Here is an 18609-nt window from a genome sequence, read left to right on the forward strand (position 1 = left end):
GCTGCGCCACCATCGCCCCTTGACCGCCTCCCCCAAATCCGATTTGGCTTGCCGCGCCGGAAATCACTTCAGGATCGTGTGCCCAGATGCGTGGCCAGCTTGCATTGCTGCTCTCCTCCCGCCGCTGGGAGCAGTTCATCATCACGGTAATCATCGTCAACGCCATTACTTTGGGGCTCGAAACCTCCCCTGAGGTGATGGCGGCAATCGGCCCGGCGCTTATGGCGCTCGATTCGATCATCCTGGCGCTGTTCGTTGTCGAAATCGTGCTGCGGCTTTACGCCCATGGGCTCAAATTCTTCCGCGATCCATGGTCGATCTTCGATTTTGCCATCGTCGCCATCGCGCTCATCCCCACTTCGGGCCCCTTTACTGTGCTGCGCGCCCTGCGCATCCTGCGGGTGCTGCGGCTGATTTCGGTCGTTCCCTCGCTGCGTAAGGTGATCGGCGGGCTCGTTGCCTCGCTCCCCGGCATCGCCTCGATCTTCGTTTTGCTCATGCTGGTGTTCTATGTCTTCGCCGTCATGGCGACCAAGCTTTACGGCGCCACCTTCCCGCAATGGTTCGGCTCGGTTCCGGCCTCTTTCTATACCCTGTTCCAGGTGATGACGCTGGAGAGCTGGTCGATGGGCATTGTGAGGCCGGTCATGGAGGTTCACCCCACCGCATGGATCTTCTTTGTGCCCTTCATCGGCGCAACGGCCTTCACGGTGCTCAATTTGTTCATCGGTGTCATCGTTTCGGCCATGCAGGAAGAGCACGATTCCGAAGCGACCACCCAGCGCCAGGAATTGCGCGGCGAGACCGAGCAGGTTCTGGCCGAAGTCCGCGCCCTGCGCGCCGAAGTGGCACAGATGCGCCGCGAGCAAACGGCCGGGAAATAACGCCGGGCATCGACAGCAAACCAGATACCGGGAATTAACCCGCGAGTTTCATGCCGCCGGCATAACCCAAACGCGGTCCCAAGGCGTGAGCGACCTTTAAGATCGTCGCCAAGCTGGGATTTCCGTCTTCGGACAGCGCCTTGTAAAGCCCCTCGCGGCTCATTCCGGCATCGCGCGCAATAACCGCGTTATGAAGGTACGTCGCGACACCCGAGTGACACGCGGGCCCATCGGCGCTATGTCGGGGGCCTTCCGAGACCCTGGGCCTGGCCATGCAAGAAATCATCCGCTCCATCCTTTCCTCCTCGGTCTATGACGTCGCGGTCGAAACCCCGCTCGAGAAGATGGGCCCGCTCGCCGACAGGCTCGGCCGCCCGATCTATCTCAAGCGCGAAGACCTTCAGCCGGTGTTCTCGTTCAAGCTGCGCGGCGCCTACAACAAGCTCGCCTCGCTCACCGATGCCGAGCGCGAAAAAGGCGTCATCTGCGCTTCGGCCGGCAATCATGCGCAGGGCCTTGCCTACTCGGCCACCCGCATGGGCACCCGCTCGGTCATCGTCATGCCCACCACCACGCCCTCGATCAAGGTCGAGGCGGTCAGGCGCCTGGGCGGCGAAGTGGTCATCCATGGCGACAGTTTCGACGACGCCCGCATTCATGCTCTGGCCCTGTGCGAAAGCGAAAACCTCACCTTCGTCCACCCCTATGACGACCTTCAGGTCATTGCCGGTCAGGGCACCATCGGGGTCGAAATCCTGCGCCAGCATGGCGGCCCCATCGCCGCTATCTACCTGCCGATCGGCGGCGGCGGGCTTGCCGCCGGGGTCGCGGCCTATGCCAAATTCCTGCGCCCCGACATAGAACTGATCGGGGTCGAACCCGAAGACGCCGCCTCGATGAAAGCCGCGCTGACCGCCGGGCGCCCCGTGCCGCTCAACGAAGTGGGCATCTTTGCCGATGGCGTTGCCGTCAAGCAGGCGGGAGAATGCACTTTCGACATCCTCAAGGACACGCTCGACGATATCGTCACCGTCTCGACCGACGAAATCTGCGCCGCCATCAAGGATGTGTTCGAGCACACCCGCGCCATCGCCGAGCCGGCGGGCGCGGTGTCGCTGGCCGGCCTGCGCAAGCACGCGCCGACGCTCCAAGCCAAGGGCGCCGCCATCGCCATCTGCTCGGGCGCCAACATCAATTTCGACAGGCTGCGCCATGTCGCCGAACGCGCCGAGTTGGGCGAGCGCGCCGAAGCCGTCCTGGCCGTCACGATCCCCGAAAAACCCGGCGCCTATCGCGCCTTTATTCGCCTCATGGGCGCCCGCGCCATCACCGAATTCAACTACCGTATAGCGCCGGGAAGCTCGGCCAATATTTTCGTCGGCATCGGATTGAAGCGCGGCGAGGCGGAAAAGGCCGAGATCATCGCCATGCTGCGCGGGCACGGCCACAAGGTGCTCGATCTGAGCGACAACGAAGTCGCCAAGCTCCATATCCGCTACATGGTCGGTGGCCGCGTCGAGGGGCTGGAAAACGAATTGCTCTACCGCTTCGAATTTCCCGAACGCCCCGGCGCGCTTTTGAAATTCCTCGAAGGGCTTGCGCCCGACTGGAACATTTCCCTGTTCCACTACCGCAATCACGGCTCGGACTATGGCCGCGTCCTCACCGGCGTCCAGGTCCCGCCCGACGAGCGCGAGGCCTTCGAAGCCTATCTCGACACGCTGGGCTATGCCCATTGGGACGAAAGCGAAAACCCCGCCTACACCATGTTCCTCGCCCCGGCCTGACAAGCCGGTTCAGGCGCCTGCGTTCACATCCTCGACTTCCACGGTGACGTGCGAGAGCCCGCCGATTTTTACAAGGCGCGTCTTGTAGGCCGAAGGTTGCCTGGGGTCGCTCGACACCAGCGAGACTATAGCGGCGTGATAGCCCGGCCCGACCTGCCAGACATGGAGATCGGCGATCCGGTCGGTTTCGGTTTCCAGAACCGCGCGGATTTTCCCCGGCAGATCATCGCTGTCGGGCGTGCGATCCAGCAGCACGCCACCGGAATCGCGGATCAGGGTCCAGGACCAGCGGGCGATCACCAGCGCCCCGACAACGCCCATTGCCGGATCGGCCCAGTTCCACCCGTAGCTGCGTCCCACCAGCAGCGCCACGATGGCCAGGATCGAGGTCAGCGCATCGGCAAGGACGTGCAGATAGGCGGCGCGAAGATTGTTATCGCGCGCGTGATGAGTGTGATCGTGGTGGGCATGGCCGTGCGCGCCGTGATCGTGGTGATGATGGCCATGAGAATGCCCATGCCCGTGATGGTGGGAATGATCGTCCCTGAGCAGCCATGCGCAGAGCAGATTGACCGCTAGTCCAAGACTGGCTACGGCGATGGCCTGCTCGAAGCTGATCGCCACAGGGTTGGCCAGCCGCGTCAGGCTCTCCCAGCTGATCAGCAGCGCGACCAGCGCCAGAACCACAGCGCTGGCGAAGGCCCCGAGGTCCCCCAGCTTGCCGGTCCCGAAGGTGAAACGCGGATCACCGGCGTGGCGGCGGGCATAGAGATAGGTCAGCGCGGTGATCAGCATCGCCCCGGCGTGGGTGGACATGTGCCAGCCATCGGCAATCAGCGCCATCGAGCCATAAATTGCCCCGGCACCGATTTCGGCCACCATCATCGCGGCGGTCAGCCCTATGACCAGCCAGACCCGCCCCTCATTGCGCCGATGGTCGCTGCCGAGGAAATTGTGCCCGTGGGTGTGGGCCGAGATATCGATTGCAGACATCAACAAACTCCCGCCGGCGGACCGGCCTATTTCATGTAGGTTCGGATGATTTCGATCAGTTCCTGGCCGCCGGCATTACGCGAGGCGTCGGTTTGCGCCTCCAGCACATGCTCACGGAGATGATCTTCCATCACCTCCGCGGTCAGCCCGCTCATCGCGCCGCGAGCCGAGGCGAGTTGGCGCAAAATCTCCGCGCAGGGCTTTTCGGCTTCCAGCGCGCGTTCGATTCCCTCGATCTGGCCCTTGAGACGGCGGACCCGCGCCGTAAGCTTGTCTTTGTCGCGAATGGTGTGAGACATGGCGATGGCAATCTCAAATTGAATATAGTATAGGGGACTATATTATAAATCGGCGCAATGGTGAAGCCATGGAATGGACCGAAGATCGGATCGAATGGATGGTCGACGGAAAGCCCGTCACAATCGGGTTGACGCGGGCCGGCTCAGGCCCACAGCTCCTGCTTCTGCCGGCGCTCAGTTCGATCTCGACCCGGCACGAAATGCGCCCTCTACAGGAACGACTCGCGGCCCAGTATGAAACCTTGGCCATCGACTGGCCCGGCTTTGGCGATCTGGCCCGCCCCAAGGTGGACTGGAGGCCCAGCCTCTATCGCGATTTCCTGCGGTTCGTCCTCTCTGAAATCGCCTGCCCGGTCGCGACCGTCGCGGCAGGCCACGGCGCCGGATGCGCCATCGCACAGTCCGCCGATGCCCCCTCGAGCACCGGCCGCTTGTGCCTTCTCGCCCCGACATGGCGCGGGCCTTTGCCCACAATGACGGGAAAGCGCATGGCAATGTTTCAATGGCTGGCGAAGGGCGTCGATGTGCCCGTTGCCGGGGCAGCGCTCTACCGGCTCAACGTCAACGGCCCGGTCATCGGCATGATGATACGCGGCCACGTCTATTCGGACCCCGCATGGGTGACACCCGAGCGGATGGCGGAAAAACGCAAGGTCACCGAAGCCCCCGGCGCCCGGTATGGCTCGTTCCGCTTCGTGGCTGGCGAACTCGACCTGTTCGAGACCCGGGAAAGCTGGCTCGACGCCGCCCGCCGTGTGCCCGAGACCATCGCCCTGATCTACGGCGAACGCACCCCGCGCAAGTCCAAAGCGGAGATGGCAGCCCTCGCGCAATTGCCGGGCGTCAGCGCCACGGTCCTGCCGCAGGGCAAGCTGTCCTTTTACGAGGAATATCCCGAAGAAACCGCCAAGGCGGTCCTCGACGCGTTGGCGTAGTCCGTCCTGCTGCCAGCGAGCCCCGTTCTTTTCGGCCCATTGCCTCGGCGCGTCCGTGGTGTTTTTCGCCTTGCGTGCGCAGCTGGGCTACCGCCGGGCCCCTTTTTTGCCCGAACCGACCCGGTCTAGGGTCCCGACCCTGGCAAAAGTGGAAATGCTCCAGCAGATCGGAAGGCCCCGCCCGGCGATGCAGGACGGGGCCAGTTTCAGACTAGCCTTGGTTCATCAACCGCCGGAGCTTGCCCACCGCCGTCTCGGTGCCTTCCCCATAAGCGATGGTGCCAAAAAACTGCCCTGCGCTATCGATCAGGAACACAGAGGCCGTGTGGTTGACGTTATAGCCGCCGCCTTCCAGGGGCGCCTTTTCGGCGAATACCCCCCAGGCATCGACCATCCTGTCGATCTCGGCGGGCTCGCCGGTGATCCCCGTGATCCGCTCGGAGACCCAGCCCACATATTCGCCAAGCACCTCCGGGGTGTCGCGTTCGGGATCGACGGAGACGAAAAAGGCGTTCACCCGGTCAGCGTCGTCGCCCAGTTCGGCAAACCAGTGCTGCATGTCGCCCAGTGTGGTCGGGCACACATCGGGGCAGTGGGTGAACCCGAAAAACACCATCGAGGGCTTTCCGGTGAATGCCGTCTGATCGACCGGCGCGCCTGTATGGTCGACGAGCTGGTAGTCACCGGCCCCGTACTGCCCTTGCGGCGCGGCGGCCAGTCGCGTGGACGGATCGGGCCGCACCTGGGTCGAATACCACAAAGCCCCAGCCCCGGCTGCCGCGACGACGACCAGGGTCCAGAGCACGATGCGCACCGTATGAAATATCGAATTGGCCATCGGATCAGTGCCCCTCGTGCCCGGAAGTCATTCCCGACGCCCCGAACGCCTGCACCGCCAGTTCGATCTCGACAGCGCCGGCCCTTTCGAACGTCAGCGTCACGGGCACGGTTTCACCTTGAACGAAGGGCTGGGCAATGTCCATGAACATCATGTGCAGCCCGCCCGGCGCCAGCGTTACGGTTTCCCCGGCGGGGATTTCGAGCCCCTCGGGCAAGTGCTGCATGTTCATGACGTCGTTGACCACAGCCATTTCGTGGATCTGCACGTCGGGCGAAAACCAAGATTGCGCGGAAACCAGCCGGTCGGGCCGATCGCCGGTATTGGTGATCGTCACATAACCCCCGCCCACGGGGGCATTGGGCAGGGTTGCGCGCGCGAACGCGCCCGAAAGCTCCAGATCGCCAACCGTGACGGCATCGCCGCCATCGTGCCCTTGATCGGCCGGTTCATCGCCAAGGCTCACCGCCGGCTCCCAGCCAAGCGAAACCTCGCCGCACATCTGCTCGACGGCAAACAATATGTCGGTCTCGGGCAAATCGGTTGCAAACCTCCCGGTAAAGGCAAAGGTCTCGTGTCCGTCATCGGGCACCGAACCGCCCGACCAGACGATCCGGCTCACCCGACCATTGTGTTCCGACGTTTCGAGCGCCCAGCCGTCCTTGGCCTCGGCGCTCGCATCGGCAAAGCCGTCGGGCAGCGTCACGCGCACCGTGTCGGTCGGGGCGCCATCGCAGCCATGGGGCAAGACGAGGACGCCCCGAAAGGTTTCGCCCGGCGCCGATTGCGCGGTCTCGAAGGTCATATGCGCCATGGCGGGCGATGCGATGGCAAGGGCGGATGCGGCGGCAAGCGCCGCGCGGGAAGCTATATGGATCATCGGTGATCTCCAGCTAGAGCGCGTCCAGCAAAAGCATGCCCTCGACCCGATCGGGGATGGGAACGGTTTTGCGGTTCGGAAACGCGACAAACAAAAACTTGGACCTGTTGAGCGCCCCTCCGGGGCCGCGAAAAGCTCTGATTGGTCTGAAAGAAATTCGAATTCAATCAGGCCGGCGCTGGTGGCGCTCGCGACTTGTGGGGCGAAAATGGATGCTGTCGGACCACCAGGTCGTCGGCGAGCGTAAACCGGGCCAACGCAAAGGAGGCATAAGCGGGCTCGGTGACGCAGGGGGCCGCAGGAAGGTCGGCAAGCCCGGCCCGGCAGGCGTGGCAGGGCGAATGGCCGGTGCCCTTGTCGCCGGGCGCACCACCGCAGAACGAAAGGTCGGCGACCGAATAGGAAAGCCCGTCATCGGCGGTTGCGATGGCCAAAGGTTGATGCGCAAACGCGAGAAACACCAGCGCCAGCACCGCCAGCGCCCCTATGATCTCTTTCGCAATGTCGCGCGCAAGGCCCATGCCTTCGCTTTCCCCGTCAGTTTGCCGGTCCCGCGCTTTTACACCAGGACCGGCAAAGGACAATGCGGCGATTTTGCCCGCTGGCCGGCCCGCCGGATGAGGCGGCCCGGCCGCGCCCTCCCCATCGCTCCAGCAAACCCAACCCTCGCCCCTTTCGGGGAGAGGGTGCCCGGCAGGGCGGTGAGGGAGGCTAGAATACTAAAGGGCCAGAAAGGCCCCCTCACCCGTCGCTTCGCGCCGACCTCTCCCCCCAAGGGAGAGGTAAGAAAGCCGCGAGCGCCGAGAGCCACCTCTCCCTTGGGGGAGAGGTCGGATGGCGCAGCCAGACGGGTGAGGGGGCCTTCCCCGAGAACCACCACCGCTCACCGCCATGTCGAAGCTGCCCCAGAACAGATGCACCGGGCTGACCTTGCCCACAAAGCTGTCCGGAACATCTCGAATACCCGGTTAATCGGCACCAGCGCCCCATGAAAGCGCCGCACGGCGTCGGCGTCATAGGGGCGCTCTGCGCTATCCTGGGCAAAAGGGATCGCCTCGGGAATTTCGTTGGGTCTGCCGTCAAATTGAGGAGTCGCGCCAATCTCTTGCAGGAGCGCGGTAAACTTCTGCGCGAATCCAATTGGCGTTCGCGGTCATCGGGATGCACCTCTTCCGATTCAAAGAACGAGTTTGCGCAATTTGCAGCGGTCCGGGCAAGTCCACCGGCCTTGTGGAAAACCCGCTGCTGCTTGGCTGCCGGAAGCCCTGATTTCCCCAGCCCGGAGAACCCGCGACCGATAGAGCGAGACTCCTGCGACAATTTGCGCTTAACTTGTCGTTAAGGGGTCAAAATTGGGTATGCCGGGCTGTTGCGGACAATAGAAAACCAGATGGCGCCCGATAGCGGCGCAAAGCCCCCTTCATCCGATCCGTACTTGTACTGGCGAGTTGAGGGGAAAATGGATGTCAGACATCTACATAGTGGGCTTCGACGGGACCGAAGCTTCGGGGCGCGCTGCTGATCTTGCCGCCGGCCTCGCCAAGACATCGGGTGCCACGCTGCATCTGGTTCTGGTGCTTGAATGGTCGCCCTACAGTTTCCTGAGTCAGGAAGAGCTGGCCGAGCGCCACAAGAGGCGTGAGGAAGAACTCGTTCGCGCCGCCAGGGTCGTCGAACCGGTTGCCGAAAAATACAGGGCCTCAGGCATCACCACCACCCACGAGGTGCGATACGGCCACGCCGGCGAAATCATCGCGGAAATTGCACAGTCGTCCGGCGCAAAGCAGATCTTTGTCGGCCGCCAGGGCTCGCGCAAGCTCACCGACCGCCTCCTGGGCGGGCTGACCATGGCGCTCGTCCAGGTCGCCACAGTGCCGGTCACCGTGGTTCCGTAAGGGGTCGCACCAATCAACACTTCGCCCGAAGCCGACGGCAAACCGGCAGGGAGCGAAGGATCAAGGGGACATCAAAATGAGAAAACTTCTATTGGCACTGGCGCTGCTGCTGCCATTGTTCGCCCTTCCCGCCTTCGGGCAGGAGGCGACCGAGGAGACCGCCGAAGCCGCCGTCGAGGCGCAGGAGACCATCGAGGAAACCACAAGGACCATCGACATGATGGTCAATGACGCCATTTCACCGCTTTCCAACGCGGTCGTCAGCGTCATCTTCTATTCGGTGCCCGTCGCTGGCGTCGACTTCCCCCTCATCGTGGGCTGGCTGGTCATCGCGGCGGCCATCTTCACCGTCTATTTCGGGTTCATCCAGTTCCGGGTGTTCGGGCACGCCATCGCGCTTGTGCGGGGCGATTATTCCGATCCAAAGGACGCGGGCGAGGTCTCCCATTTCCAGGCGCTGGCCACGGCGCTCTCGGGAACCGTCGGGCTGGGCAACATCGCCGGGGTCGGCGTTGCCATCGCCGTCGGCGGTCCGGGCGCGACCTTCTGGATGATTCTGGCCGGCCTGTTGGGCATGGCGTCCAAGTTCACCGAGTGTACGCTGGGCGTCAAATACCGCAACGAGTTGCCCGACGGGCGCGTCTCGGGCGGTCCGATGTACTATCTGTCAAAGGGCCTTGCCGAGCGCGGCATGGCCGGACTGGGCCGGTTCTTCGCCATCTTCTTTGCCATCTGCTGCATCGGCGGGGCGTTGGGCGGGGGCAATATGTTCCAGTCCAACCAGTCCTTCCAGCAACTCGTCAACATCACCGGCGGCAACGGCTCCAGCCCGCTCGCAGGCTTCGGCTGGCTGTTCGGGATCGTCATGGCGCTCATCGTCGGCGCGGTCATCATCGGCGGTATCAAGTCGATTGCCCGGGTCACCGAAAAAGTCGTGCCGTTCATGGGCATCCTCTATGTGGGCACGGCGCTGGTCATCATCCTGATCAACATCGGTTCCATCGGCTGGGCCTTCTCCCAGATCATCGGCGGCGCGTTCTCGCCCGAAGGTGTGGCGGGCGGCGCCATCGGCGCCCTGATCCAGGGCTTCCGCCGTGCGGCGTTCTCGAACGAGGCGGGCATCGGCTCGGCGGCCATCGCCCACTCCGCGGTGCGCACCAAGGAGCCGGCCACCGAAGGCATCGTCTCGCTGCTCGAACCGTTCATCGATACCGTGGTGATCTGCACCATGACCGCGCTGGTCATCATCTTCACCGGCTCGCTCAGCACGGGGCTCACCGGGGTTGAACTGACATCGGCCGCCTTCGGCGCTCAGTTCAGCTTCTTCCCCTATCTTCTTGCCCTGGCTGTGCTTTTGTTCGCCTTTTCGACAATGCTGAGCTGGTCCTATTACGGGCTCAAATCGTGGACCTATCTGTTCGGCGAGGGCAAGACCAAGGAGAACGTATTCAAGATCATCTTCTGCGTGTTCGTGGTCATCGGCGCCTCGATGAGCCTGGGCCCTGTCATCGACTTCTCGGATTCGATGATCTTTGCCATGGCCCTGCCCAACATCATCGGCCTCTACCTCTTGATGCCGGTCGTCAAGCGCGAGGTGAACCAGTATTTCGCCAAGATCAAGTCGGGGGAGATCAAGAAGGTAAAGGGCCACTAGACGGCAACCGCACTAGCCTCAGGCGACACTTGCGTAGGGGCGGGCGAAACTCCCGCCCCTTTCCCTTTACACCGCTGTATGGCCGGCGCTTCTGCAATGGGGTGGTGGGCTCAGCCGGTCACTGCAACACCTTATGCAGCCTATTGGCCGGGGTCTCGAAGTCCAGGGTTTTTCGCGGTCTCTGATTGAGCCGTAGAGCCACTTCGTCGAGTTGAGCCTGCGAGACTTGGGAGAAGTTTGTTGCTCTCGGGAAGTACTGCCTGAGCAGGCCGTTGGTGTTTTCGTTGCTGCCGCGCTGCCAGGGACTGCGCGGATCACAGAAGTACACCTGTAGATCGGTTGCGATGGTGAAGCTCTTGTGGCGAGCCATCTCCTTGCCCTGGTCCCATGTCAACGAGCGCCGCAACTCTTCGGGCAATGTGCCGATCCTGTCGGCGAGGGCCGCCACGACGGTCGCCTCGATATCGCCGCCGCAATCGAACACCACCGCATTCGCCTTGTTGGTGCCGGCAAAATCGGAAGGATAGACAAGCAGATACGTGCTCCCGGTCTTGTAGACCAGCACGCCACCCATGCCGTCCTCTTCGAGTTCGAGGCCAAGCGTTTCGCTATAGAATTTGCGCGCCCGCTCGATATCGCTCACCGCGACGATCGCCGACGAGATCTTGTCCTTCAATTGCGCCATGACGGTTCTCCTGTGTCGTTACATCTCAAGGACGCACCGGCGTGTTAAGTTCCGACACTGCAAAACAAAAAAAGGCGGGGTCTCCCCCGCCCTCCATGTCAGGTGCAGACCGCCGGTATCAGCGGGCCGCCGCGACCTCCTCGGTCGTCAGAACGCCGAAGTCGTTGCCGAACGAATTGCGGATATAGGTCCCGATCTGGGCGATATCCTCATCGGAAAGCTGGTTGCCGAACGCGGGCATGTAGCCAAAGCCGTGGATCAGGGTGTTGGCAACGAAGCTGGCGTCGGCCAGGTTTTCGTTTCCGGCCAGTACCGCTCCGGCTCCGCCCTGCCCGGCCGGGCCATGGCACATGGCGCAATTGGCGGCAAATTTGGGCGCGCCGAGGCCGGCGACTTCGCTCACATTGGAATCGCTGGTGATGGCGGCCGCTTCGTCGCCGGCTTCACCTTCTGCCGCTTCCTTGCCGGTGTTGGGGTCCTCGAACTCCTCGGGTCCGGCCTCGGCCTGCGGGCTGGCATCGAAATCATTGCCTTCGACAACGCCAAGGCCGCCGCCCTCTTCACCATAGGTGAACATCAGGATCGAGCCGGGGTTGTGCAGAACCGAGGTGTTGAGCCCTTCGCCGTATTTCTGGGCAGCGGACCCGAACGCGTCGGTGGCGATGAACACCGTCTTGCCGTCGGGCGAAACGATGACGTCGCGATAGCGGTTCTGCGTGCTCAGCCAGGCTTCGGGCAGCCCGTCGGTCTGCTGACCGTCCTCGGTGAGATGCTGCACATAGAGGGTGCCGTGCTTGAGGGTCGGGATCAGAACCGAATTGTCCCACTCGGCAATCCCGTCTTCACCGGCGCCGTAATAGAGGATCGAAGAGGGAGCCACCGTCGGATCGCAGATATAGCCGCAAATCTGGCCGAACTCGTAGCCGTCCTCGACAGTGAAATAGGTGGCGATGGGATCGATCATGTCGCCTTCGAAGTCGCTTTCCTCGAATTGCGGCACGGTGTCGGGGATCGGGCGGGCATTGCGGTCGACGCCTTCGGGTCCCTCGCTCCAATTGGCGTAGAAATAGGCCTGGTCGTCGATGAAACCGGCCACATTGGGCCAGCCGTAATTGCCGCCGGGCCGGATGATGTTGAATTCATCGTCGCTGGCCGGGCCGTGCTCGGCTTCGTAAAGCGTGCCGTCCGGACCGAAGCCGAGACCCTGCGGGTTGCGGTGTCCATAGCTCAGGATATGGCTCTTGACGCCGTCGATCTCGGGATTGTCCTGTGGGATCGAACCGTCAAGTTCGAGGCGCAGGACCTTGCCCGAATAGGTGTGCCAGTCCTGATTGTCCACCTCCTGCTGGGTGGGCAGGACCTGGGCCAGATTGGGACGCTGGTAGTTGCGGCCGAAATTGGCGCCCTGTTCACCGATCGAATAGTAGAGCTTGTCGTCCGGGCCGAACACCACGCGACCGGCATTGTGGTCGTTCCAGGCCGGCAGGCCCTCGATCAGGATGGTCGGCTCGACGAGTTGCTGGAGGCTGGCATCGTAGGTGTAGCGCACGATCTGTGCCGACGGATCGGGCTCTTGGGCTGTACCGTTGTTGATCGTATAGCCGATATAGATGTAGTCATTTCCCGTGTCCTGGAGCAGTTCGGGATGCAGGGCCATGCCGAGCAGGCCCTCGTGCTGGGGACCGGTATAGACGTCGTCCAGCGTCAGCAGCAATTGCTGGGCGCCGGTGGTCGGATCGACACGGGTCACCTCGCCGCTGGTGCGCTCGGTGAGCCAGATCATGTCGTCGGGACCCCAGCGCATGGCCCAGGGATTGGACAGGCCCGTGCTCAGGACGCGCGAGGAAAACAGCGAGTTGTCGCCGCTTTCGATTTCGACCGGCGTCACCTGCGCGGCAACCATGCTCGTTGAAAGCATGAGCGCGGCAGCGACCGCGCCGCCCATGAGCGCCTTGGCAATCGGGGGCCTGCCTCCGCGTTCACTATGTCGCGTCGCCATGAGCAATCTCCTGTAAATTTTTGAAAATAGTCTGTGAGGAATCAGAACCGCGTGGGACGCGGTTGCGCTCGCTTTAACGCATGCGGCCGCATGCCGTTCCAGCAGCATAAGACTTTAGTTGCAACAAACTTATGTGACGGTATCAGGAATTTATGACCCCTGCCGGTTCGCGCCTCCTGCTACCAGCCGCACGCGTCGCGCACGGGCTGGAGGGCAGCCTCGATGCCCTCGAGCTGGAAGCTGACGGTCACCGAACGCTGCGATTGCGGCGTGGCGCGCACGAACAGCCGCTGGGTCTGGCGCAACTGATCGATGACCGGCCGCGCCTGGGCGGTTTCGAAAAAGCCGATGGCCAGCCTGTCCGGAGATAGCGCGACCGATTGGGTGCGGGGCGGCTGGCGATCATATTGCAGAGTGATGGCGGCGCTGTTCGATGTCGGCGTGCCCATCGCCGAGCCGGCAAAGCCGAACTGCAGCGTGGTCTCGCCATCGACGCACAGGATCGTCACACGGGCCGGAGCCCGTCCTCCGGCCAGAGCGGGGATCAGCTGTTCGGATTCGAGCGTGGCGAAGGGCACTTCGGTCCCCTCGATCTGGGACACCTCGATGCCGCTGGTCCACAGGCCCTGGTCGCCGGCGGCATCGCCATCGTCTCCGGTGAACTGGTCCGAGCGGAAGATCGAATCATAGCAGGCCAGCCGCTCGCTCGCGGGGCCGATTGCAGCGCAGCGTTCGGGCGCGGTCTGGGCCGGTGCCGGCATGGGCGCGACCAGCAAACCGGTCACCGCCACCATTGCGGCCAACCCAAATCGTATCATGCGCCCTGTCTCCCGGGATATTTCCTCATTGTTGAGCAATGTGGTGGCACCGAACGCTCAAGTCCATACATTTTCACGACATTGTTTGGGGGAGGTTGGCAGCGGCCCCGCCCGCTCCTACATTGGCGCACACGTCCCGCCCAAGAGGAGCCCTTCATGCCGCACCATCCCGCCTATGAGCTGATCGCCGAGGAAAAGATCAGCGAGGTCAATGCCTTGGCCCGCCATTACCGGCACATAAAGACCGGCGCGGAAGTGCTCTCTCTCATCAGCGACGACGAGAACAAGGTGTTCGGCATCTCCTTTGCCACCCCGCCCGAGGATTCGACCGGTTTGCCCCATATCCTTGAGCATTCCGTCCTCTGCGGCTCGGAAAAATTCCCCGTCAAAAAACCGTTCGTTGAAATGCTCAAGGGCTCCTTGCACACCTTTCTCAACGCCATGACGTTCCCCGACAAGACCGTCTATCCGGTGGCCAGCCAGAACCTCGCCGATTTCTACAACCTGACGCAAGTCTATATGGACGCTGTGTTTTTCCCGCTCCTGACCCGCGAGACCTTCCAGCAGGAGGGCTGGCACTACGAGGTCGAGAATCCCGGTGATCCGCTGATTTTCAAGGGGGTGGTGTTCAACGAAATGAAGGGCGGTTTCTCCTCACCCGATCAGGTCAATTACGCCTACGCCCTGCAATCACTTTTCCCCGATGGTCTCTACTCGAACTATAGTGGCGGCGATCCTCGGGTCATGCCCGATCTCACATATGAACAGTTCAGGGATTTTCACAAACGCTACTATCACCCTTCAAACGCCCAGATCATTTTCTACGGCGACGACGACCCCGAAAAGCGGCTCGAACTGCTCGATGAAGTGCTATCACGCTTTGAAAAAGGCGAGAAATCTCAAGCACATAGGCTCCAGACGCGCTTCGATGCGCCGCGCCGGGTCGAAAAGACCTATCCGGCCGACGATGCCAACAAGCGCTCGTCCTTCGTTACCGTCAACTGGATGGTCGAACCGACCGGCGACATAGAGGAACAGCTCGCCCGCACCGTGATGCGCCGGGCGCTGGTCGGCAATTCCGCGGCGCCGCTGCACAAGGCCCTTATCGAATCGGGGCTGGGCGAGGCCATCATTTCCTCGGCCATCGAACTCTCCCAGCCGGTCCTCAATTTCGGCCTGCGCGGCGCCGATGCCAACGATGCGGACCGGATCGAAACCCTGATCCTGAACACCCTCGCCCATCTCGCCGAACACGGGATCGACGATGCAACGATCGAAGCCACGCTCAACTCGCTGGAATTTGAACTTCGCGAACAGAACACCGGCGGCTATCCTCGTGGAATCGCTTACTTTTTCGGTGCGCTGAACAATTGGCTCTATGGCCGCGATCCGCTCGACGGGCTGCGGTTCGAGACCGCGCTGGCCAGTCTCAAGGCCCGCATCGCCTCGGGCGAAAAAGTCATCGAGGGCCTTATCCGCACCAACCTTCTCGACAACACCCACCGCACGACGCTCGTCCTGCGCCCCGACCCCGAACAGGCCGAGCGCGAGGAAGCCGCCGAGCGCGCACGGCTCGATGCGGCACGCGCCGCCATGAACGATAACGACATCGCCGCCGCCATCGAGACGACCAAAAAGCTCAAGGCCCTCCAGAATGCCGCCGACAAGCCCGAGGACCTTGCCAAAATCCCGACCCTGACCGTGGCCGATTTGCCGCGTGAGGGGATGAGCATTCCCACCGAGGAAAAGGCGGTAGAGGGCGTGCGGACGCTCTATCACGACATCGCCACCAACGGGATCGTCTATCTCGATTTAGGCTTTGATCTCAAAACCTTGCCGCGCGATCTTCTGGCTTATCTTCCCCTGTTTTCCCGCGCGCTCAAGCAAACCGGCACTTCGAAAGCCGATTTTGTTGCGCTCACCCAGCGCATCGGGCGCTCCACCGGTGGCATCGGGATTTCCCGGCTCAATTCACCGATCCTCGACAGCGCGGAAGCGGCCGCATTTCTGATCGTCCGCGCCAAGGCCACCGCCGAAAAGACCGGGGAAATGCTTGATATCGTTCACGATATCCTGACCGATGCCCGGTTCGACAACCGCGATCGCATCCGCCAGATCGTCGCAGAGGACAAGGCCCGGACCGAGGCCTCGCTGGTGCCCTCAGGCCATCAATACGTCTTTACCCGCCTTCGCGCTTCGCTCCACGAAGCCGACTGGCTGTCCGAGCAGACCGGCGGTATCACGCAGTTGCTGTTCCTGCGCGAACTGGCGCAGAAGATCGAGAACGACTGGCCCTCGGTCCAGTCGGCGCTCGAAGACATTCGCAGCCATCTCATCAACGCCAATGCGGCCATCGCCAACGTCACCACCGACGGGGCGGCATGGCCTGCCTTTGCCGACGAACTCAAGTCCTTCCAGCAGCGCCTGCCGCGCCGTGATTTCGTCCGCGCCGACTGGTCGCCCCTGCCCCATCCGGCCAATGAAGGCCTGACCATTCCGGCCCAGGTCAATTACGTCGCCAAGGGGGTGAACCTCAAGGCGCTCGGCCATGAACCGTCCGGTGCGCTGTCGGTGGTCACCAAGTATCTCGGCACCACTTATCTGTGGGACAAGGTTCGCGTCGAAGGCGGCGCCTATGGAGGATTCGCCAGCTTCAATCCGCTGGCCGACACCTACGCATTCGGCTCGTATCGCGATCCCAACCTCGTCGCCACGCTCGATGTGTACGACGCGGCCCCGTCCTTCCTGCGCAAAGGCGTTTCGCCCTCCGATGTCGCGCGATCGATCATCGGAACCATCGGCGACCTCGATCCTTACCTTCTGCCCGATGCCAAGGGTTATACGGCGCTGGTCCGGACGCTGACCGGGGTAACCGAGGACTACCGTCAGAAACGCCGCGAACAGGTGCTTTCTACATCGGCAGCCGATTTCGCAAAGGCGGCGGATCTTCTGGACGAAGTGGCCCGCAACGGGCACATCGTTGCCATGGGATCGGAGAAATCCATCACGGCGGCAAACCGTGAGCGGAACGGATTTCTCAACGTTTCCAAGGTGCTGTAGACCGTGACGACCGGCATCTTCGAGAGGAAGATCTTTGACGATTTCGTCGCGACGCTAGTGGGGACTTCACTTGTCGATCAGTGGGAGGCCCACGTCGCCAAGGTCGGCGGCAAGGTGTTCGTGCTGCTCAGCGCGGACGAGAACGGTGCGGCCCTGACCTTCAAGTGCAGCGAGGAAAGCTTTGAGCTTCTGACCAGCCTCGATGGTGTCGGCCAGGCTTCGTACTTCGCCAAGCGCAAATGGGTTACGGCCGCAGAGCGAGCGCCCCTTTCCGCCACCGAACTGGAAGCCTATGTGAAGCGCTCCTACGAACTGGTAGCCGCCGGCCTGACGCGCAAAGCGCGTCAGCTACTCGGCATTTCCCTTTAGGCTGCGGTCACGCGCCAGACGATGTGACCGACATCGTCGGCAACGAGCAGGGCACCGTCCTTGGCGACAGTGACGCCAACCGGGCGGCCATTGGAGAACTTCTCGTCTTGCGAAAGAAAACCGCCAAGGATTTCAATGGGCTCACCCGAAGGTTTCCCGCCCTTGAACGGAACAAGGATCACCTTGTATCCTGAGAGTTTCGAGCGGTTCCATGACCCGTGCTGGCCGATCACCATGCCCTCTGGAAGGCCGGGCAGTGTGCCCGCTGGAAGCCAGCACAGGCCAAGCGAAGCCGTATGCCCGCCCAGCGCATAATCGGGTGCCGTCGCCCTGGCGACGAGATCGGTTCGCTGGGGCTGCACGCGGTCGTCGACAGTGTCGCCCCAATAGGAATAGGGCCAGCCATAGAACCCGCCATCCTTGACCGAGGTGAGATAGTCGGGCGGAGTTTCGTCGCCCAGTCCGTCGCGCTCGTTGACAACCGTCCAGAGTTGCCCGTCCGTCGGCTCCCAGGCCATGCCGACCGGGTTGCGCAGGCCCCCGGCAAATTCGCGATTCTGGCCGGTCGCCAGATCGAGTTCGACAATGCAGGCGCGGCCCTCCTCGGCCTCAAAGCCCTCCTCGGCGATGTTGGAAAGCGACCCTATGGCAACATAGAGCTTCGTGCCGTCGGCGCTGGCGATGAGATTGCGGGTCCAGTGGCCGCCGTCCTTCATCGTAAAGATCGTCTTGCCCGGAGCCGCGATGGAGGTCTGGCCATCCTCATAGGGGAACGCCACTACGCTATTGGAGTTGCCGACATAGAGCGTCGAACCGATGAGCGCCATGCCGAATGGCTGGTGCTGATCCTTGAGAAACACTTCGCGGATTTCAGGCACCCCGTCACCATCCGCATCGCGCAGCAGCGTGATCTGGTTTGCGTTCGGATAGGTCGCTCCAGCCCGCTTCATCGTCCGGTTCATGGCATAATCCATAAACCCTGAAACCTTGCGAGGGATGGTTGCGGACTCGGCAACCAGCACATCGCCATTGGGCAGCGCATAGACCCACCGGGGATGTTTGAGTTTATCGGCAAACGCGCTGACTTTCAGACTCTGAGCCACCCGAGGCCTGGCCCCATCGCGCCAGCCGCGCGCCGTCGGCATTTTGAGCATGGGAACCGCGCCCTGCGGCTTTGGCGACGGAATTGCAGGTTTTGTGCCGAATTGCGGCGTATGCGTTCTTACCCGCGTATTCCACCACACATACCCGCCGCCGATAATTACGACTGCCAGAACCGCGATCACCAGTAAAATTGTCCAGACCGACATAAAGCCCTCCCAAGGGCGAAACTTCCAAAAGGCGATCTATTGCGCGATCGTGACCCTTCGGGCAACCGAGTCGCGCAATTTTCTGCCGTACCGTACGTTACGGTACGGTTTATCTTTACACTCGGGCCCAGCGGCGTTAGAGATAGGTAATGGTTCCGGTGGTGCCGAGGAGACACCGGCCGGGATGGGCCAAGAGCCAACAT

At 62.4% G+C, this 18609-nt stretch carries 16 protein-coding genes and 2 pseudogenes; 7 read left to right on the forward strand and 11 right to left on the reverse strand.

Translation table 11 applies throughout. From position 1 onward, the window contains the following. Nucleotides 1-86: 86 nt before the first annotated feature. Nucleotides 87-884, forward strand: coding sequence for an ion transporter (locus tag ACP148_RS10770; RefSeq protein ID WP_421952386.1), 798 nt, complete (start codon nt 87-89; stop codon nt 882-884). Nucleotides 885-918: 34 nt separating this feature from the next. On the opposite strand, the pseudogene ACP148_RS10775 reads toward ACP148_RS10770, so the two are convergent. Beyond that, nucleotides 919-1065 (reverse strand): annotated as a pseudogene (locus ACP148_RS10775) (DNA-binding protein); the annotation flags it as partial. Between the two features lie 91 nt (nt 1066-1156). Here ACP148_RS10775 and ilvA point away from each other — a divergent pair. Further along, the gene (gene ilvA, locus ACP148_RS10780; RefSeq protein WP_421952387.1) at nt 1157-2671 is read left to right on the forward strand and encodes a threonine ammonia-lyase, biosynthetic; all 1515 of its coding nucleotides are present in this window, start codon (nt 1157-1159) and stop codon (nt 2669-2671) included. Between the two features lie 9 nt (nt 2672-2680). On the opposite strand, the gene dmeF is transcribed toward ilvA, so the two are convergent. Both dmeF and ACP148_RS10790 read right to left on the reverse strand, forming a co-directional pair. Next, nucleotides 2681-3664 (reverse strand): CDF family Co(II)/Ni(II) efflux transporter DmeF, encoded by a 984-nt coding sequence (gene dmeF / locus ACP148_RS10785; protein ID WP_421952388.1) that lies wholly within the window; start codon nt 3662-3664, stop codon nt 2681-2683. A gap of 26 nt (nt 3665-3690) precedes the next feature. After that, on the reverse strand, nt 3691-3963 hold the full coding sequence (locus ACP148_RS10790) for a metal/formaldehyde-sensitive transcriptional repressor (RefSeq protein WP_421952389.1): 273 nt from the start codon (nt 3961-3963) through the stop codon (nt 3691-3693). Nucleotides 3964-4031: 68 nt separating this feature from the next. Between ACP148_RS10790 and ACP148_RS10795 the strand changes: the two genes are divergently transcribed. Beyond that, nucleotides 4032-4898, forward strand: coding sequence for an alpha/beta fold hydrolase (locus ACP148_RS10795; RefSeq protein ID WP_421952390.1), 867 nt, complete (start codon nt 4032-4034; stop codon nt 4896-4898). Nucleotides 4899-5109: 211 nt separating this feature from the next. Here ACP148_RS10795 and ACP148_RS10800 read toward each other — a convergent pair whose 3' ends face one another. The 4 genes and pseudogenes from ACP148_RS10800 to ACP148_RS10815 all read right to left on the reverse strand — a co-directional run bounded on the left by ACP148_RS10800 (nt 5110) and on the right by ACP148_RS10815 (nt 7757). Beyond that, a complete protein-coding gene (locus ACP148_RS10800; RefSeq protein ID WP_421952391.1) occupies nt 5110-5736 on the reverse strand; it encodes an SCO family protein in 627 nt (208 codons plus the stop codon). A 4-nt stretch (nt 5737-5740) separates the two neighbouring features. Continuing rightward, nucleotides 5741-6616: a copper chaperone PCu(A)C gene (locus tag ACP148_RS10805; RefSeq protein WP_421952392.1), complete on the reverse strand. Its 876-nt coding sequence runs from the start codon at nt 6614-6616 to the stop codon at nt 5741-5743. 167 nt (nt 6617-6783) lie between these two features. After that, complete coding sequence (locus tag ACP148_RS10810) at nt 6784-7137, reverse strand: hypothetical protein (RefSeq protein ID WP_421952393.1); 354 nt, start codon at nt 7135-7137, stop codon at nt 6784-6786. 198 nt (nt 7138-7335) lie between these two features. Then, nucleotides 7336-7757: pseudogene (locus ACP148_RS10815) on the reverse strand (DUF5996 family protein). A gap of 322 nt (nt 7758-8079) precedes the next feature. Here ACP148_RS10815 and ACP148_RS10820 point away from each other — a divergent pair. Together ACP148_RS10820 and ACP148_RS10825 are read left to right on the forward strand one after the other, a co-directional pair. Further along, nucleotides 8080-8511: a universal stress protein gene (locus ACP148_RS10820; RefSeq protein WP_421952394.1), complete on the forward strand. Its 432-nt coding sequence runs from the start codon at nt 8080-8082 to the stop codon at nt 8509-8511. Nucleotides 8512-8587: 76 nt separating this feature from the next. Then, entirely contained in the window at nt 8588-10165 is a 1578-nt protein-coding gene (locus ACP148_RS10825; RefSeq protein ID WP_421952395.1) for an alanine/glycine:cation symporter family protein, read from the forward strand. A gap of 118 nt (nt 10166-10283) precedes the next feature. Here ACP148_RS10825 and ACP148_RS10830 read toward each other — a convergent pair whose 3' ends face one another. From ACP148_RS10830 to ACP148_RS10840, 3 genes are all read right to left on the reverse strand, one after another. Continuing rightward, nucleotides 10284-10850 (reverse strand): IS30 family transposase, encoded by a 567-nt coding sequence (locus ACP148_RS10830; RefSeq protein WP_421952396.1) that lies wholly within the window; start codon nt 10848-10850, stop codon nt 10284-10286. 118 nt (nt 10851-10968) lie between these two features. Then, nucleotides 10969-12849 carry a glucose/sorbosone family PQQ-dependent dehydrogenase gene (locus tag ACP148_RS10835; protein ID WP_421952397.1) on the reverse strand — a complete coding sequence of 627 codons (1881 nt, stop codon included), beginning with the start codon at nt 12847-12849 and terminating at the stop codon, nt 10969-10971. Nucleotides 12850-13028: 179 nt separating this feature from the next. After that, complete coding sequence (locus ACP148_RS10840; RefSeq protein ID WP_421952398.1) at nt 13029-13667, reverse strand: type VI secretion system-associated protein TagO; 639 nt, start codon at nt 13665-13667, stop codon at nt 13029-13031. A 156-nt stretch (nt 13668-13823) separates the two neighbouring features. On the opposite strand from ACP148_RS10840, the gene ACP148_RS10845 reads away from it, so the two are divergent. Both ACP148_RS10845 and ACP148_RS10850 read left to right on the forward strand, forming a co-directional pair. Continuing rightward, nucleotides 13824-16727, forward strand: coding sequence for an insulinase family protein (locus tag ACP148_RS10845; protein WP_421952399.1), 2904 nt, complete (start codon nt 13824-13826; stop codon nt 16725-16727). 3 nt (nt 16728-16730) lie between these two features. Then, nucleotides 16731-17096 carry an MmcQ/YjbR family DNA-binding protein gene (locus ACP148_RS10850; RefSeq protein WP_421952400.1) on the forward strand — a complete coding sequence of 122 codons (366 nt, stop codon included), beginning with the start codon at nt 16731-16733 and terminating at the stop codon, nt 17094-17096. Here the strand turns inward: ACP148_RS10850 and ACP148_RS10855 are convergent. After that, nucleotides 17093-18406 carry a PQQ-dependent sugar dehydrogenase gene (locus ACP148_RS10855; RefSeq protein ID WP_421952401.1) on the reverse strand — a complete coding sequence of 438 codons (1314 nt, stop codon included), beginning with the start codon at nt 18404-18406 and terminating at the stop codon, nt 17093-17095. The genes ACP148_RS10850 and ACP148_RS10855 overlap by 4 nt on opposite strands. Nucleotides 18407-18609 lie beyond the last annotated feature (203 nt).

The organism is Pelagibacterium sp., assembly GCF_965249125.1.
Lineage (GTDB): Bacteria > Pseudomonadota > Alphaproteobacteria > Rhizobiales > Devosiaceae > Pelagibacterium.